The organism is Lapidilactobacillus luobeiensis (assembly GCF_024345205.1).
Lineage (GTDB): Bacteria > Bacillota > Bacilli > Lactobacillales > Lactobacillaceae > Lapidilactobacillus > Lapidilactobacillus luobeiensis.
The window spans coordinates 1-17,812 of the sequence record NZ_BROC01000031.1; the positions used below are offsets into that span (position 1 = coordinate 1).

14 protein-coding genes and 1 tRNA gene are annotated in these 17,812 nt (G+C 46.6%); 12 read left to right on the forward strand and 3 right to left on the reverse strand.

From position 1 onward, the window contains the following. Positions 1–551 precede the first annotated feature (551 nt). The 6 genes from OCU21_RS09610 to OCU21_RS09635 all read left to right on the forward strand — a co-directional run bounded on the left by OCU21_RS09610 (position 552) and on the right by OCU21_RS09635 (position 4,718). Positions 552–1,091 (forward strand): HdeD family acid-resistance protein, encoded by a 540-nt coding sequence (locus OCU21_RS09610; RefSeq protein ID WP_261807195.1) that lies wholly within the window; start codon positions 552–554, stop codon positions 1,089–1,091. A gap of 70 nt (positions 1,092–1,161) precedes the next feature. Then, on the forward strand, positions 1,162–2,052 hold the full coding sequence (gene rapZ, locus OCU21_RS09615) for an RNase adapter RapZ (RefSeq protein WP_261807196.1): 891 nt from the start codon (positions 1,162–1,164) through the stop codon (positions 2,050–2,052). Further along, on the forward strand, positions 2,049–3,062 hold the full coding sequence (gene mgfK, locus OCU21_RS09620) for a gluconeogenesis morphogenetic factor MgfK (RefSeq protein ID WP_261807197.1): 1,014 nt from the start codon (positions 2,049–2,051) through the stop codon (positions 3,060–3,062). The genes rapZ and mgfK overlap by 4 nt, the downstream gene beginning before the upstream one ends. Before the next feature lie 88 nt (positions 3,063–3,150). Then, positions 3,151–4,098 carry a DNA-binding protein WhiA gene (whiA, locus tag OCU21_RS09625; protein ID WP_261807198.1) on the forward strand — a complete coding sequence of 316 codons (948 nt, stop codon included), beginning with the start codon at positions 3,151–3,153 and terminating at the stop codon, positions 4,096–4,098. A gap of 15 nt (positions 4,099–4,113) precedes the next feature. After that, positions 4,114–4,572 (forward strand): MarR family winged helix-turn-helix transcriptional regulator, encoded by a 459-nt coding sequence (locus OCU21_RS09630; RefSeq protein WP_261807199.1) that lies wholly within the window; start codon positions 4,114–4,116, stop codon positions 4,570–4,572. Between the two features lie 74 nt (positions 4,573–4,646). Continuing rightward, positions 4,647–4,718: transfer RNA gene (locus tag OCU21_RS09635), tRNA-Arg, on the forward strand. 524 nt (positions 4,719–5,242) lie between these two features. Here the strand turns inward: OCU21_RS09635 and OCU21_RS09640 are convergent. After that, on the reverse strand, positions 5,243–5,956 hold the full coding sequence (locus OCU21_RS09640) for a helix-turn-helix domain-containing protein (RefSeq protein WP_261807200.1): 714 nt from the start codon (positions 5,954–5,956) through the stop codon (positions 5,243–5,245). Positions 5,957–6,282: 326 nt separating this feature from the next. Here OCU21_RS09640 and OCU21_RS09645 point away from each other — a divergent pair, with 326 nt between their 5' ends. Further along, the gene (locus OCU21_RS09645; RefSeq protein WP_261807201.1) at positions 6,283–7,893 is read left to right on the forward strand and encodes an ABC transporter ATP-binding protein; all 1,611 of its coding nucleotides are present in this window, start codon (positions 6,283–6,285) and stop codon (positions 7,891–7,893) included. Between the two features lie 359 nt (positions 7,894–8,252). Here the strand turns inward: OCU21_RS09645 and OCU21_RS09650 are convergent, their stop codons facing one another. Next, positions 8,253–9,140, reverse strand: coding sequence for an AraC family transcriptional regulator (locus OCU21_RS09650; protein ID WP_261807202.1), 888 nt, complete (start codon positions 9,138–9,140; stop codon positions 8,253–8,255). Positions 9,141–9,332: 192 nt separating this feature from the next. On the opposite strand from OCU21_RS09650, the gene OCU21_RS09655 reads away from it, so the two are divergent. The 4 genes from OCU21_RS09655 (at position 9,333) to clpP (ending at position 15,210) form a co-directional block, all read left to right on the forward strand. Continuing rightward, positions 9,333–10,808, forward strand: coding sequence for an alpha-L-fucosidase (locus OCU21_RS09655; RefSeq protein WP_261807203.1), 1,476 nt, complete (start codon positions 9,333–9,335; stop codon positions 10,806–10,808). Between the two features lie 196 nt (positions 10,809–11,004). Then, positions 11,005–12,219, forward strand: a complete 1,215-nt coding sequence (locus tag OCU21_RS09660) for an MFS transporter (protein WP_261807204.1) — start codon at positions 11,005–11,007, stop codon at positions 12,217–12,219. A gap of 1,373 nt (positions 12,220–13,592) precedes the next feature. Continuing rightward, the gene (locus OCU21_RS09665; protein ID WP_261807205.1) at positions 13,593–14,477 is read left to right on the forward strand and encodes a glycosyltransferase family 8 protein; all 885 of its coding nucleotides are present in this window, start codon (positions 13,593–13,595) and stop codon (positions 14,475–14,477) included. A 145-nt stretch (positions 14,478–14,622) separates the two neighbouring features. Next, entirely contained in the window at positions 14,623–15,210 is a 588-nt protein-coding gene (clpP, locus tag OCU21_RS09670) for an ATP-dependent Clp endopeptidase proteolytic subunit ClpP (protein ID WP_125601224.1), read from the forward strand. 142 nt (positions 15,211–15,352) lie between these two features. Here the strand turns inward: clpP and OCU21_RS09675 are convergent, their stop codons facing one another. Beyond that, positions 15,353–16,504, reverse strand: coding sequence for a cobalamin-independent methionine synthase II family protein (locus OCU21_RS09675; RefSeq protein WP_261807206.1), 1,152 nt, complete (start codon positions 16,502–16,504; stop codon positions 15,353–15,355). A 112-nt stretch (positions 16,505–16,616) separates the two neighbouring features. Here OCU21_RS09675 and OCU21_RS09680 point away from each other — a divergent pair, with 112 nt between their 5' ends. Continuing rightward, a complete protein-coding gene (locus OCU21_RS09680) occupies positions 16,617–17,543 on the forward strand; it encodes a LysR family transcriptional regulator (protein WP_261807207.1) in 927 nt (308 codons plus the stop codon). The last annotated feature ends 269 nt before the right edge of the window (positions 17,544–17,812 follow it).

Sequence of the window (17,812 nt, forward strand, 5' to 3'; positions counted from 1 at the left end):
TTTTAGCAGCACAATCAGTATTCATGAATTCTAGCAAATATCTTTATTACTAAAACCCACGTTAACTTGACGCCATCCGCACCACGATTTCTTATTGACATGTTGAGCCAAACTGCTATCCTAAAACTAGCTATATTTTTTGAATCAGAGTGCGGAGCGAGGATGGGTGGCTGCGAGCACTAGCCTAGTCATGGTTTTGAAAGCAGTTCTTTGCTTTCAGAACCATGACGTAGCTAGGCGCAACAGCCAATCCTCGCACAGCACGTTTCAAAATCAGAGTGCGGACCGACCTAGTCAGCTTCTGAGCACTAGCCTAGCAACTATTTTGGAGGCCGCTCTAAGCCTCCGGAATAGTTGCGTAGCTAAGCGGAAGAAGCTAGGTCGGAGAGCACGTTTCAAAATCAGAGTGCAGAGCACAACAGTTTGACTTCGAGCATTAACCTAACAAGGATTATGGAAGCGTTCTTTCTTCCGGAATCCTGACGTAGTTAAGCACAGAAGTCAGTTGTGCGCAGCACGTTTCAAATCACAGTGCGTTGAGGAGGAATATTATGTTTTGGCGTCAAAAAACTTGGGGTTTTGATTGGCCGGCTTTTATGTCCGGGGTTATTTATTTGATCGCTGGCTTTTTCTTGTTGGCTAAGCCTTCTGCTTCGATCGTAAGTATCGTTTTGTTGTTCGGGATCATGGCGATCATTCAAGGGATCGCGTGGATCGGCAACTTTTTTCACTATCGTGATTATTTAAGTGGCACCAGTGTCCTGGTGTTGATCGCGGGGATCTTGGATATTTTGATCGGGTTCGTCTTTATTACCAAGATCTATGCTGGCGCGATCGTGATCGCTTATGTTTTCGCTGCTTGGTTCTTGATCGATTCTTTGATCGGCTTGGTTGTGGTCAGCCATTTGCGTAGTTTCGGTCACGGTTATTTCTGGGTCGCCTTGATTTTAGAGTTGCTTAGCGTTGTGGTGGCGCTGATGTTGATCTTTAATCCGCTGTCCTCGCTACTGACTTTGACCACCTTACTGGCGTTTTATTTTGTGATCTTCGGGATCAATAATGTGATCTTGGCGATCGCCCATCGTGGTTAGGTATCTTTAACAAGAAAAGAAACGCCCGGTATGTTATACTATGGTGAGTAAAAGGGATGTGTTATCTATCATGACAAAACCTGATTCGTTACAACTTGTGATCATTACCGGGATGAGTGGTGCTGGTAAGACAGTCGCTGTTCAATCATTTGAAGATCTGGGTTATTTTTGCGTGGACAATATGCCGCCTAGCCTATTACCGAAATTTTGGGAATTGGTGCGCCAAACTGGGCAAATCACTAAAGTTGCCTTGGTCGTTGATTTACGCGCCCGGTCTTTTTATGATGAGATCATTTCGATGCTGACTGAGCTTGATGAAAGTCATTCGGTTTCGACAAAGATCTTATTTTTGGATGCCTCTGATGAGGAATTGGTCAGTCGTTACAAGGAAACGCGGCGGGCTCATCCTTTGGCGATGGAAGGTCGTTTGCTAGACGGGATCTCCAAGGAGCGTGCGCTCTTACAAGAGATGCGTAATCGTGCTCAGATCATTATTGATACCACCGAACTGACACCGCGGCAATTGCGCGAGGAGATCTTCAAAAAATTCAAGTTGAATGCCTTGCCGACTTTTCATATCGAAGTGATGTCGTTCGGATTCAAGTATGGGTTGCCGATCGACGCGGATATTGTGATGGACGTGCGTTTTCTGCCAAATCCTTACTATATCCCCGCGTTGAAACAGAAGACGGGCTTAGATCCGGCGGTGGCCGATTATGTTAATGCGCAGCCGGCGACTAATGTTTTCTATCAACAGTTTATGGCGATGCTCAAGACAGCTTTACCAGGGTATATCAAGGAAGGTAAAACCTCGTTGACGATCGCTATCGGTTGTACTGGGGGCCAGCATCGCTCGGTCGCTTTGGCGCAACGGCTCGGTGATGATCTGACAGAAAGTTACCCAGTCGATATCACGCATCGTGATCTAACTAAGAGAAAAGAGACGGTGAATCGCTCATGAGTCGAAGTAATCGGATCGTTCGGGTCATCAAGGGGCGGCGGCCGAAAGTCGTTGTGATCGGCGGCGGCACCGGGCTACCAGTGATCCTGAATAGTTTGCATCGGCAAAACGCCGATATAACGGCGATCGTAACGGTGGCCGATGATGGTGGTTCCTCAGGGATCATTCGTGACTATATCAACGTGGTCCCGCCTGGTGATATTCGTAATGTTTTGGTCTCGCTATCAGATATGTCACCGGAATATTTAAAAATATTCCAATACCGTTTTGAAAGTCAGGATTCTTTTTTTGCCGGACATGCGATCGGTAATTTGATCATCGCTGCCTTGACCGAGATGGATCACAATATTTTTGACGCGGTCCAAAAATTATCACAAATGATGCAAGTCGATGGCCATGTTTTTCCAGTGGCGAATGATCCGCTGACCTTAAACGCAGAATTTGTGGATGGTACGGTGGTCGCTGGAGAAACGGAGATCTCGGGACAACGGAAGCAGATCCAGCGCGTCTGGGTCACAGATACTAATGACGCCAGCAGAGAGCCGATCGCGGTCCCACAAGTTATCGCGGCGATCCAAGCGGCGGACGTGATCGTTTTGGGACCGGGTAGCTTATTTACGAGTATCCTACCTAACTTGATGGTTCGCAATTTGCGGGAAGCGCTGTTGCAGTGTTCCGCTGAAGTGATCTATATCTGCAATATTATGACGCAAAAGGGTGAGACCGAGCACTTCTCTGATGCGGATCATGTGCGGGTGATCAATCAGCATTTAGGGGCTAAGCGGGTCAACACCGTCTTGGTCAACAGCGAGCCCGTTCCAGCCAATTACTTGGATTACCAAAAGTACGATGAGTATTTATTGCCAGTTGCCCATGATTTTGCGGGGCTGCAAAGTCAATGCGATCGGGTCATTTCCAATGACTTTCTATCACTGCATGATCGTGGGGTCTTTCATGATGGCGATAAGGTCGCGCGAGAGATCTTGAACCGCGCTTTTCAAAGTCATTAAGGGTGAATAACGGCGTTTGCAAGGTGGGGACGAGTTGAACTGATTGTCGCTTGGATCACCCAGCTATCAATACAAAGGAGATGAGTCGATGGCGTCTTATGCCAGTGAAGTAAAAAAAGAATTAACACAACTTGAAGTCCATCCAGCGCATGCCCGCGCGGAGTTGGCGGCGCTATTGCGGATGAATGGGTCTTTGGCCATCGCTCACCATCAGTTTGTTTTGAATGTGCAAACAGAGAATCCGGCGACTGCTCGCCGGATCTATTCATTATTGAAGCAGACCTATGCGGTTGAAGCAGAACTGTTGGTTCGGCGTAAAATGAAATTAAAGAAAAATAATCAGTACATCGTGCGAGTGGCTAAAGACACGGAACCGATCCTGCGTGATCTTCAGATCTTAGCGCCGAAACAGATGGCGATCTTGACCAAAGTACCAGATTGGATCTTGGCAGATGAGCAATTGGGCCGCTCGTATCTTCGCGGCGCTTTTCTGGCTGGTGGTAGTGTCAATAATCCTGAGACCAGCCGCTATCATCTGGAGATCTACTCGCTTTATGACGATCATAATCAAGATATTCTTCAATTGATGAACAGGTTTCAGCTCCACGCCAAAACAACGGAGCGTCGTAGCGGCTATATCAGCTATTTGAAGGAAGCAGAGCGGATCGCGGATTTTTTGCAGGTGATCGGTGCAACCAATGCGATGTTGAAATTTGAGGATATTCGGATCGTTCGTGATATGCGCAATTCGGTCAATCGCTTAGTCAATTGCGAGAATGCAAATATGAACAAAACCATTGATGCGGCGACTCGACAGATCGAAAACATCAAATATCTGCAAACGGCAGTCGGATTAGAGAATCTGCCCAGCAAATTGCGGGAGATCGCGGAACTGCGCTTAGCCTATCCAGAAACGACCTTGGGCGAGTTGGGCCAAATGATCCCCGGGGGACCGATCTCCAAGTCAGGGATCAATCATCGCCTACGTAAATTAAATGAAATGGCCGAAGGAATGCAAGATCGGGCCATTGGTTAGAAAGGAGTATTTGAAATGACAGAGCCGATTTTATTGAGTCAACAACTTTGTTTTGCATTTTATCGGACCCATAAAGCTTTCAATCGTTTTTATGCGCAAGCATTGGCTCCTTTCAAATTGACTTACGCGCAATACATCGTCTTGCTGGTGCTTTATGAACAGGGGACACTTTCGGTCAAGGAGTTGGGTGAAAACGTTGGCTTAGACTCAGGGACGCTGACGCCACTGCTTCGTCGTCTGGAAAAGGATGGCTGGATCCAGCGTCAACGTAATGTCTATGATGAACGGCGTCTAGATATCGTGCTGACTAAAAGCGCTCAAGCTAAAAAGGAAAGCTTGTTTAGTCGTGTTCAAGGCTGTGCTAAAGTTTTGGATCTGCCCAGCGCCGACTATCAACGGATGATGACCGACGTGGCGATGCTGGCTAATCGGGTCGAACAGGGCACTGAAAAATTGGCCGATGAGGCTGAATAACTAGTTTTTACGAATAATTTCTTGAAAACACTTGCTATTCTTCCGAATTTTAGGTAAAATATTTTGTGTTGCTTGGGCCCTTAGTGTAATGGATCGCACGTAAGATTCCGGTTCTTGAAATCTGGGTTCGACTCCCAGGGGGCCCATAAATTCTTCAAATCACCATTAACAATGTCGCTATTTGGCGTTCTTGTTGTGTCCATGTCGTAAAATTTTAGTCGATTTTACAAATCATTGAAATAGCCGTTGACTTTTTTCGGAAAGTCGACGGCTATTTTTGGATTCGCTAATGATTTAGACCCATGATTGGTGAATATTAATGTTCGTCGGTACCCGCAATCTCATTAAGGACAGTCGGATCTGATTCATAATTGAAACAAGCAGAAGCCATAGTTCTAAAGAATCAGTCAATTCAATTATGAGACCGATCTAGAAGTTAGTGGCCGCCTTTTCCGCAAATGGAAAGCAACTCGGGTCCACTTACTCGTTATTATCAGTTTTATCGCAGAAAGATGCATTTGTTTCACTTAAGAAAAGGTCACACTGTTCCTTTAAAAATATAAAAAGATCGAAAGCGCCTAAGGACCTTTGAATTTCAAGGATTTCCTCGACATGGTCCCAGGCTGATTTTGAGTGTGAGGCACAATATGAATAAATTGCTTCCGCTAATTTAATATAGAACCTTCCCTGCATTTGTCCCCCCCCCCCCCCCGAAATTGATGTTTTCCATGCTGCGCATATAATACTGGGCTTTCAAGAGGTCGTTATTCATTAAATTCAAGCGAACCGTATTGTAGAGAAGGACAATAATCAGTTCAAAGTTCTGTTGGATTTCTGCGCTTGGTACGGCGCGGGAGATCAAGTCCTGAGAAAAAAGATTGATCGTCGGCAGCGGTAAAACGTTCATGGTCGTGCCGTATATTAAGAATTCAAAGCTAGACCAGTGCTCGACGTGAAACAGGTAATCACAAAGATAGTCAACACTATCCTGGTCAAAGGCTGAATGATCAAGTTTCGTCATTAGCGCGTTGATCATGAGCAGTAAGGCCTTATTCGCACCACAGTTGTCCCGTTCGTAGGTCTTCAGGGCAGCCTGTTTGATCAGTTCGCACTGAGATTTATTACCCGAGATAACGGCCTGGGTCAAATCGGCGATCATTTTATTTTTATTGGGTGCATCACCATGGTATAACTCAAAGTCAAACTCTTGCGGACTCACATTTAACCGGTCCAGTAATAGGAAGAATTTATCAACCGTAATGCTGGTTAAACCGTGTTCGAACTTTGAAATCTGGGCTGGCGACATGATATCTTTGGCAAGTGCTGCTTGACTAATGCCTTTATCTGATCTGAAAGTTGAAATTAGCTGTCCAATTTTTCTCATTTTTATCGCCTTATTCATATATGAAATTTTCATTTACTTATCATTATATCGTAGTATACTTAATAATTATATCATACGATCGTGCGTGAAAGCGTCTATAGGAGGATTAAATGTTGATAAAATGAAATTAAAAAATGAGACTCTTGATTTTAAGTATTTTAGTACTAAAGCAGAAGCAGTGTTGCTGGCGTGGGGATGAGAGATACATATTTTTGCCTATTATGAGAATAATCACTGAATTATCAGGAAAGTGGCAACTGATTGTTTGTCAGGGAGATTATTGCAAAAATTGACCTCGTCTGTGAAAACAAAGGAGGAAAATGATTATGTACGAAACGCTTAAACTATTCAAATATGAGAAAAAACTGACGCTGGTGACAATTGTGCTTTCGATCGCCATGGCCTTAAGCAGTGTCGGAAGTTCGGTGACCTTGGCGCCATTGACCGATCGCCTAATTGCCAGAGACTTGAGCGGCGTTACCTATTGGCTATTACTGACGATCGCTTTTTGGGGGGTCACCTTAGCGCTTAATTACGCGAATTCGATTCTGCAGGCACAAATCATTCGGAAGATAACGAATCAGTTGCGCGTCCAAATAACTGAAGGTCTTAATGACATGTCGCTAACTGATTATCGCCAATCTGACCACAGTGAATATGTTTCATGGCTGACAAATGATCTGGATTTGATCAAAGCCAATGGGTTACAAAATTTCTTTGAGTTGATTTCTAATTTTTCAACCTTGATTTTCTCGATCGGGGCTTTATTCTTTTATCATTATAGTTTAGCGGTGATCGCGATTATTTTGGGAGTCTTGACGATGCTGATCCCTAACTTCTTTGGCACCTTTATGGAAAGAGAGACCAATCGCTTATCGGCCGCCAACAGTAAGTTCTTAACGAAAATAGAAGATTTATTCGGCGGCTTTTCGGTATTTTTGACTCATAATATCGGTCATATCCTGACGGCCAACGTTAATGAAGAATCGGATCAGCAAGGGGCGACCAACGTCAAATATGTTCGCAATACCGGTTTTATTGAGTTGATCATTGGTTTGATTAGTGTGCTAGCGCAAATGGTGATGCTGGGGTTAACTTGCTATTTGGCAATCAAAGGCTATTTCTCGGTCGGTGTTATTTCTTCCAGCGGTCAGTTGTCGGGGATCGTCTTCAGTCGCTTGACCAGTGTGATCCATGGGATTTTTAGAATGAAAACAGTCAATGCCATCACTAAGAAAGATATTAAATCCCAGTCGCTGCACAGTACACCGAACAAAATCGATTTTGAGCGGGCGCTGACCTTGGAACATTTGAATTTTGGTTATACTGACGCGAAAGATGTGATCAAGGATTTCTCCTATCAATTTGTCAAGGGCGGCAAATACGCGATCGTCGGGAAGAGCGGTACTGGTAAATCGACCCTGATCAAATTGCTCAGTGGCCGGTTAGAGAATTATCGCGGGACCATTAAGATCGATGATGCCGAGTTAAAGTCGGTCGATCCTCATGATATTTATGATGTGATCGAACTGGTCGAACAAAAGCCTTATATCTTCAATGAATCAGTTGAGAAGAATATTTCCCTCGGCGTGAAGAAAGCGCCTAGCTTGCTTGAAAAAATAGCTGAATTTCTGCATCTAAATGAGTTTACCAACCTGAAAGCCATGATGAGTGAACACGGCAGTAATTTATCTGGGGGTCAACGGCAACGATTGGCGATGGCGCGGGCGATGGCCTTTAACAAACCAATTCTAATTATTGATGAGGTCACGGCCGGGATCGATGCGGAAGGTTCGCAACAAATCGAGGATGCGCTATTGGCCGATGAAAATTTGACAGTGATTATGATCACGCACACCTTATCTGAGAAAACCCGCCAACAATTAACCGGATTGGTGGAGCTGGGCGACGAACAGCGAGCAGCCGCGCTAGGTTGATCTGCGACCAGCTGGCTTCTCGAAAGAGCTGCTGCGCAAGAAACTGACGGGAAAATGTCCGCTTCCTCAGCCTTTTGATTGCTTTGAAACGCCTGTTTGTTGCTACCTGATCGGAAAAAGATTAGCGGTAAGCCCCTAGCCAAATGACGTTTGCTAAAATAATGATGGGGCGCTTTATGTTCTACTCAATTTGCTTTTTTGATGTTCGTTAAACCTTTACATCAATGCTCGCGGTCAAAATGATTGTCATGCTGGCTTGGTTATGATTTCCGTCATTGCCAGTGATGCTCTAACTATCTTGTGATTGCTTTTCAGGACTCTTGAATAAGTTGACGTTCATAACGCCAGCCATGATATTTTTACGTTGCCAGTGACTGCGCTGTTTGACGGAAGACTCGCGGACTTTTTCCGTAATATTTTTTAAAAGCGTGGGAGAAGTGTTCTAGCGATGAAAAGCCAATCATGCCACCGATCGCGGTAATACTTTGTTCGGTGTAAAGAAGTAACATCATCGCCGCGGACATGCGTGCTTCCGTTTTCTTTTCGCGGAAGCTTTGCCCATACAAACGTTGTAGCCATCGTTCTGCTTGACGTGGACTAGTACCGATTTTTTGCGCTAAATCGGACAAGTTAGCTTTTTGGTAATCGTGGAGAAAATAATCTTCAATAGTCACCACGAGTCGATCTGCTGGCAGTAACGCGCCTTGAGGTCGTTCTTGTTGGGGTTGACCTTGATAATTGAGGATCATTTTGACGATCAACTGCTGAAATAGGGCATTGAGGGTGATTTGGAAACCACTTTCTTGGTTAGTCAATTCCGTGAAAATCGTCGTAAATAACTGCCGCAGATCCTGCTGGTCAGGACCAAGCCAAAATGGGGTCGCTAAAAAATAAGTCAAATTAGTAGTCGCGGTATTCGCTACCGGCGCTGCGGCTGAATATTCTTGATCCTGGCTGACTTTGAGATACACGCAAAATTCACGCATCGGTTGTTTTTGCTGAGGGATTTGGGCGTGATCAACGCCAGGACCGGTCATATAAAGCATTCCCGGCGTTAACTCATATTGTTTCCCAGCGACGACCACCGTGCCATAACCGCTGGCTATATAGTGGATCTCGTAACTAGTGCGGCCATGATGGTGTTGAGGGATCACTTGTCTGATGACGCCATCCAGTAGATTTAGAACCTGAAAGTGGACGGTCCCTAGTTGAAAACTTAATTCTAGATCATGGAGTTCACAACTCATCGTTAAACTTCTTTCTGATCAGTGAACTGATTTATTTACGGTCCTAGTTTAACAGAAATTCGCAACCTGCGCTATTGCGACAAATAATGCTGAAAGATGGCGGAAAGGGCGCTAATGTTTAAGTTTTACTTTGGCTATAATGAGTCTATCTGATCACTTTAAATCGAGCGGGCTATCACGGAGGAAAAGAATATGAGTAAAATAACCGACTATTTGACCTTGATCGAACAGGTCAATCGCAAAGGAATCTATCAGGAGAACTGGGATTCTTTGGCGCGACATCCGTTGCCTAATTGGTTTTGCCAAGATAAGTTTGGTATTTTCATTCATTGGGGTGTTTACAGCGTGCCTGCATTTGGCAATGAGTGGTATTCACGCTCGATGTACATCCAAGGCTCTCGGGAGTATGAACACCATCGGGCAACCTATGGTCCGCAGGATAAGTTTGGGTATCAAGATTTCATCCCCTTATTTAAGGCGGAAAAATTTGACCCAGCGGAATGGGCGGAACTTTTTAAGCAGGCTGGCGCGAAGTATGTGGTTCCAGTTGCGGAACATCATGATGGTTTTCAAATGTATTCTAGTGAGTTGTCGCACTGGAACGCGGCTGAAATGGGGCCTAAACGTGACGTTTTGGGCGAGTTGAAACAAGCCTTTACAGCGGCCGGTCTGGTTACTGGGGCGTCCTCGCACCGAGCTGAGCATTGGTTTTTCATGGGTCATGGTAAAGATTTCAAAAGTGATATCCATGAACCGTTGAATCAAGGGGATTTCTATTGGCCAGCGATGCCGGAGCCAGATCATTTTGATCGAGATAGTGAACCTCAGCCATCTAGGATTTTTCTTGATGACTGGTTGGCGCGAACCTGCGAATTGATCGACCGTTATCGTCCGCGCCTGTTATATTTTGATTGGTGGATCCTTCATGAGGCGTTTGCGCCTTATTTGAAAAAGATGGCGGCCTATTATTATAATCGCGCCGAGGAATGGGGGCAGGAGGTCCTGATCAATTATAAGCATGATTCTTTCATGTTTGGGACAGCGGTAGTGGATATCGAACGTGGCCGCTTTGCCGATGCTAAGCCGTATTATTGGCAAACCGATACCTCTGTCGCACTTGATTCTTGGGGCTATACCCCCAATAACCATTATCGTACGGCAGCTGAATTGCTCTGTGATCTGGTGGATATCGTCAGTAAAAATGGCAATCTTTTATTGAATGTTGGACCAAAAGCGGATGGCACGATCCCAGACGAGGATCGCCAGATTTTACTAGAAATGGGGGATTGGTTGCAGGTCAACGGCGAGGCGATCTATGGGTCACATGTTTGGCGTAAATCAGCGGAAGGACCAACACCGGTAGTAGCGGGGCAATTTTCTGAAGGCAGACAGCGACCATATACGTCCGCTGATGTTCGCTACACAGTGCGTGGTCACAACTTATATGCGATCGCACTAAAGGGGGCGCCTGATGGCCATTATGATTTCCCAGCGTTAGGCGAACAAAAGGCAAAAGAAACGTCTGATTTCTATGGCTCGATCCGTTCTTTGACGCAATTAGGAACAACGGCGCAATTGCGGTATACTCGTGATCCAAGGGGGCTCCATCTCCAAACCGGCGGTGATTTCGGCGCTGAACCGATCGTTTTTCGCCTAGAGATCGGTTAAGTGGTGATCGGCCGCAAAGGGTCGGTTTAAAGTTTCCGTTCAGAAAGGTACTTTTTTCAACGATCTGTGGTCAAAAAAGTGGTTGGTCAGATTGCCAGTGAGGTCGATCAATGATACGATATTTTTATGTGTTTTTTAATCTCGCGAGCATTGACCTTTTTACGGGTCGATTTTTGGCGATCTAAGGGGTTTTTGAATGTTTTCTTTATTACTTGTGGTGATCTACGCCGCCTTTATTAGTTTGGGATTACCTGATTCACTGATCGGTTCGGCTTGGCCGGTGATGCACGGACAGTTAGATGTCCCCGTTTCTTATGCGGGGGTGGCAACGATGATCATTGCTGGCGGCACGATCATCTCCAGCCTATTTTCTGATCGACTGATCCGACACTTAGGGGCTGGCCTAGTAACGGCAGTCAGTGTTTTGACCACTGCGATCGCCTTGTTTGGCTTCTCGTTCAGTCCCAGTTTCCTCGTTCTTTGTCTGTGGGCGATCCCTTACGGCTTAGGCGCCGGTGCCGTTGATGCGGCTTTGAACAATTATGTTGCTTTACATTATAAATCGCGACAAATGAATTGGCTCCACTGTTTTTGGGGTGTTGGCGCGGCGATCAGCCCGGCGATCATGGGCAATTTCTTGGCTCGAGACGACAATTGGCAAGGTGGTTATCGCGCGGTCGGCTATTTACAGATCGGCCTGACCTTTATTCTATTTTTAAGTCTGCCTTTATGGCAAGGTCAACGGTCGCGAAAAAAAGCCGGTAGATCCGCGGTCAAATCAGCAAGTGACACGGGTACGAGTACAACGGCGAAACCACGCTTGGGTTTGACTCAGATCGTCAAGATCCCTGGAGTGGCGACGGCGTTATTGGCGTTTTTTGCCTACTGTTCACTTGAGGGAACGACTGGATTATGGGCCAGTAGTTATTTGGTTCAAGCAAAAGGGGTCACGCCGGAGGTGGCTGCTCGGTTTGCTTCATTATTTTTCTTGGGTATTACAGTTGGCCGTTTTCTCAGCGGCTTGATCGCGGATCGTTGGGGTGACCATCAGCTTGTCCGAGTGGGGATCAGTATTCTTCTGGTGGGCGTTTTCATGTTGATCCTACCGGTGCGGACGACTCAATTATCCTTGATCGGCTTAGTGGTGATCGGCCTCGGCTGCGCGCCGATCTACCCGGCGATCATTCATGCGACCCCGATGAACTTTGGCGCAGAAAATTCGCAGGCGATCATCGGCGTCCAAATGGCTAGTGCTTATGTTGGCTCGACATTTATGCCCCCATTGTTTGGTGTCTTGGCTAGCAATTTTTCGATCGGACTTTATCCAGTTTACCTGCTTATCTTTGCCCTGATCTTGCTGGTGATGACGGAATGGTTGAGTCAGCAGGTGCTGCACAAGTCTTGGGACTAAGCCAATGGCGATTTGAAGAATAGATTTGTTTGAGGTGAGCGGCGCTGCTAAGCGCTGCTTTTTTCATGGACTCGTTTGCGGCCGATTTTCAAAGTGTGGCTTCTGTATTTGTTGCTTCGCCTGCTTGCAGGTGTAGTTGGGTTTGGTGGTGACGTAACCGCCTCAGGGCGTATGTCGTGGCTGGAACGCAGTGGACGCTGGTTTGAGACGATTTGCAAAGTGCGGCTTCTGTATTTGCTGCTTCGCCTGATTGCAGGTGTAGTTGACATTGGTGGTGACGCAACCGCCTCAGGGCGTTTATAGTGGCTGGAACGCAGTGGACACTGTTTTGAGCCAATCCGCAGAGGGCGCGGCTTGTCTCAAAATCAGGTCTTTGTCTAAGTGGCAAAGCCACTAAGACAAATTTCACTGCTGAGCCACACGCCCTGAGGCGGTTGCTAGGCAGTATTGTGCCTATCTACAATCTAGGCGGAGTAGGTTACGAAGTGCTTTTGCTAGTGTGGTGGTCAAAATAGTGCCATTCCATTTTGTGAGAAAAGTCCTGTCAGCTGTTTGACCAGAGTTGCTGTGGGTCATCTAGTCAATTGTTACGATGTTACTATCTGTGCGAACTTGTGACCACTAACCATGGCCGTCAACTACGTGGGAATCTGTCAATTCACACAAGCAGGTGTTATGGCGTGGCAGCTTAGTCTGCTTACAATTGTTGAGCAACTGAAACGGAGTGGTACGGGGTGAGATCGCCGTGAAATTGGTCTTAGTGGCTGTGCCACTTAGACCAAGGCTCAGCTTTGAGATTCGTGTACTTCACGAAGCTCAAAGTGACGCCCACAGCGAGCTCACCCCGTACCACGCAGTGGAAGTTACGGCCAAGATACAAGAGCAGAAGCACAGCGAGCTCACCCGCCACACGTAACGCAGACCGCGGCCAACGTTGGAACGGAAGGCAATCTCGCCCGAACCACGCAGTGGAAGTTACGGCCCAAATGCAGAAGCACAGTTAGGCTTCGCCTAAGTAGCTGCTGGCGCACTATAAAGATATATTTCACTGCTGAAACGCATTGGCCGACCTAGCTTCTTCCGCTTAGCTACGCTCTTATTCTGGAACCGCTACAAGCCAACTGCTCACAAGCTATGTTCACGATTGCAAAAGCCAGCGAACCTTTTTATAATAGGTAAGTCACCTGGGACATTTGCGTGCTGCCTGCCTGCGCAGCGGGTGGTGGGGCGTGAATTTAGCACCCCAGCCCCGCCCAAGTGCAGGAGCTTACCGCCCCAATACGAAACAGCAAGTAAATATATGTTCCCCGCACGGTGGCCGTTTTTATGAAGCTAGCGCCGCGCCGGGATAAAGAAGGTTGAGTAGTCAATCCATGGTACAACGAATCGAGATCCTAGTTACCCTGAATGAAACATATTTGCCACCGTTACAAGTGATGTTGGTCTCTTTATTTGAGAATAATCCCCACCAGTCTTTTCGGATCTGGCTGATCCATCGTCAGATCCCCGATGAGAAATTGACCGCGCTAGCGCAGTTAGTCAATAGTTTGGGCGGTCAATTGAAACCGATCAAAGTTGATGGCCAACACTGGACAAGCGCGCCAACGGAAGCGCGTTATCCGATGGAGATGTACTTTAGATTGCTTTGCGCCAATATTTTACCGAAGTCAGTCAAGCGAGTGCTCTATTTAGATCCAGATATTCTAGTGATCAATTCGGTCCAGGCGCTTTGGCAGGTGGATCTGGGCGATAAAATGTTGGCGGCGGCCACGCATTCAGGAATGACCCATTTGGTGACTGGCATCAATAATATTCGTTTGGGTACTGATCATGGTTATTATAATTCTGGGGTAATGTTGATCGATTTGGCGCAGGCGCGTCAGATCATCAAGTTTGCTGACATTGAACGGATCATTGATGAACATAGTGATTTGTTATTACTGCCAGACCAAGATATTTTGAATTTTCTTTACGGTGAGTATATCAAGGAGATCCCCGAAGAAAATTGGAATTACGATGCCCGGAAATATCCGCTTTATTTCACCCGTAGTTTAGGAAAACATGATCTGCAGTGGACCTTGGTCAATACGGCTGTTTTGCATTTCTGCGGCCATCCTAAACCTTGGGAGGCGCACCATGATAATCGCTTTACGGCCTTGTATCTCAATTATCAACAATTAACGCAACGCCGCCTACAAGTATTCGCGCCAATCGATGTTGCCAGTTCAGTCAAACCGACCACTGCCAGTGACAGTTAGGACGTTTTGGGTGTAAACTAAAGGCGTGCCAAAAAGCAAAAAAAGTAAGTAAAATTGTTTGACCTATTTTGACTAATATGCTAAATTAGCAGAGTAGTTCGAACAGTGCTAATTTAAAAAGAACTAAACTCAAGGAGGCTACACGATGTTAGTACCTACAGTTATTGAACAAACTTCCCGGGGCGAACGCGCTTATGACATTTACTCACGCTTGCTGAAGGATCGGATCATCATGCTGTCTGGCGAAGTCAATGACCAGATGGCCAACTCGATCATCGCCCAATTACTCTTCTTGGACGCCCAAGATTCAACCAAAGACATTTCCCTTTACATCAACTCACCAGGTGGGGTGATCACTTCTGGTTTGGCGATCATGGATACGATGAATTTCATCAAGTCTGACGTCCAAACGATCGCGATCGGGATGGCCGCTTCCATGGCCAGTGTCCTGTTGACGGCTGGGACCAAAGGCAAGCGCTTCGCCTTACCTAACTCAACTGTCTTGATCCATCAACCTTTGGGTGGTGCTCAAGGCCAAGCCACAGAGATCGAGATCGCTGCGGAAGAAATCATCAAGACCCGCAAAAAGATGAACCAGATCTTAGCTGACGCCACCGGCCAAACCTTGGAAACCATTCAAAAGGATACTGAACGGGATAATTATATGACTGCTCAGGAAGCTTTGGATTATGGTTTGATCGACAAGATCATGGTCAACATGAATGATAAATAAAGTATTGAAATCGACTCAGATCAATGAGTCAGAAAAACGCTACGGCCGGTTGCCGTAGCGTTTTTTTGGTATTTAGATCAAGTTGAGTGAGCTCAGTTTCAGCAATCATTGGCCAGGACACTTTTTGACTTGGTCGGCTCGATCACTGCTGCCAATAATCAGCAGCGATCCGTTGACCTTGGCCGATCTTGGCCCATTGTTGGTCGGCGGTCAGTTCGTTGCCACCATCACAGGAAGCAAAACCACACTGATGGGACAAGTAAAGGCGCTCCTTGGGAATGATCTGGCTGGCCTGGTCCAATAGGCGATAAACTCGGGCTTCATCATCCAAATGATCGGTCTTGCTAGAAAGTAGACCCAAAACAACGGTAACTGCCGGCTTATTCGCTAAAACGGCCAGTGCGGAAAGGTCGCCGGCCCGCTCGTCATCCCATTCCAAAAAGAACCGATCATAGTGTTGCTCGCCGAGGAATTTCTGTGCGATCGTGGCGTAACTGCCACCGGCGGCGTGCCGGCTAGCGTAGTTACCGCGACAATTGTGGGTCCAGACTTTTAGCCCCAAAGCGTGGCCGTAATCGGCGACTTCATTATTGATGGCGATGAAGGTATCCGCCAAATCAACGACGTCACCATTGCCGGCGGCGAAGAAACTTTGTTGATTATCCGGCGCGAACAGTTCCCAGAGGCAATCGTCAAATTGAATGATCGTTCCGCCAGCGTCGCGATAATCACGCAGAAATTCTTTGTAGGCGTTGATCAGGCCAGCGCGAAGTTCAGCTTGATTGGCATAAACTTGATCGGGTCCATATAAATGATCAAAAATCGCCAATTCCGTGAAAGCGTGGGCCGCGCCCCAAACAGTGGTTTTGACAGTGGTCGTGCCGGCTTGAGCTTTGAGCGCTTTGAAGATATCAATGAAATGATGCTGGTGGCCAGATAAGGGGGCGGTGATCCGCAAGCCAATGTCCTTGCGGGTCTCAAAAGCGCCACCGTCATGATTTTGGAAGGTGTAACCTTGCTTGGCGATGAAACGTTCAATCCCACCGAAGCCCCAGATGAAGTCCAAGTGCCACATTGATTTGGAATATTCACCGTCCGTAAGGACACTTAGTCCGTGGGCTTTTTGTTCCGCGACGACCGTTTTGATCGCGGCAGTCTCAGCGGCCTGATAACCAGGAAAATCTTGATAAAACGGATAGGTGATATCATCGCGTTGTTCGATTTGGTTTTTATAAGTCAAGAGTGAAGTCGGTCGTAATAATGAACCGACTGTTTGAAAATGAGTTGTTGTCATGAGAATCCTCCAGAAATTAAGTCTTGAGGATATCATAGCAAGTTTTTCGGATAATAGATAATACCGGTTAACTTTGTGCTATGATAGGTAAAAACTATAACAGAGGCAAACCATGCGCATCCAACAACTAACCTATTTAGAAAAAATCGCGGCGACCGGCTCGATCAATGAGGCCGCCAAACAACTTTTTATCAGTCAACCCTCGTTGTCCCAGGCGATGAAGGAGTTGGAAAAGGAATATCACTTGCAATTGTTTTATCGCAGCAAATTAGGAATCACGCTAACAGCTGAGGGGCGGGAATTTCTGAACTACGCGCGGGGAATCTTGGATCAGGTCAATTTATTGAATGACCATTTCGATGTGGACGTGGTTCGCAAGCACGTTTTTAGTGTTTCCGGGCAGCATTACGCCTTTGTGGTCCACGCTTTTGTCGAGTTGGTCAAGCGGATCGGTCAAGATGAATATCAATTCACCTTGCGGGAGACGCAAACGCAAAACGTCCTCGATGATATTCAAACTTTTCGCAGTGAGATCGGAGTGATCTACTTGAATCAGTTTAATCGAGCGGTGCTAACGCGGTTGATTGCTGAAAAGGATTTGAGCTTCACACCACTTTTCGTGGCTCAGCCGCATGTTTTCGTCGGGCGTGATAATCCGCTGACCAGTAAAGCTCGCCTGACTTTGGCCGATCTGACTGACTATCCCTATCTTTCTTATGAGCAAGGGGAGAATAATTCGTTTTATTTTGCTGAGGAGATCTTGAGCACCATGCCCCACAAAAAGCAGATCCAGATCAGTGATCGAGCGACGATCTTCAACTTAATGGTCGGGCTGAATGGCTATACCATCAGCAGTGGCATCATCAGCAGTGAACTCAATGACGAGAAAATCGTGGCAATCCCCTTGGATGTGCCGGACTCGATGACCTTAGGGTACTTGACGCATAAGAAAATCGAATTAAGTGCCTTGGCGACAGAATACTTGGTCCTATTGAAGCAGCATATTCATAACTACGGTTTTACGATCATTGGCGACTAGCTGGAATGTGCTCGATATCCCCGACATCTGTGCTTAGTTACGCAACTATTTCGGAGGCACATACCAGCCTCCAAAACAGTTGCTAGGCTAATGCTCGGGAGCTCCCGGGTCGGCTCACACTCTGGCGTTGGTGGGCTGTTTACTCGTTGGCGGAAGGTCGGGCTGGGGGTGAGTCAGCCGCGATATTATTCTTGGCGGCTCTGCCGCCTAGAATAAGGCTCAGCTGTGAGATTCGCGCGGGTTTTGCGAAGCTCAAAGTGACGCCCGCC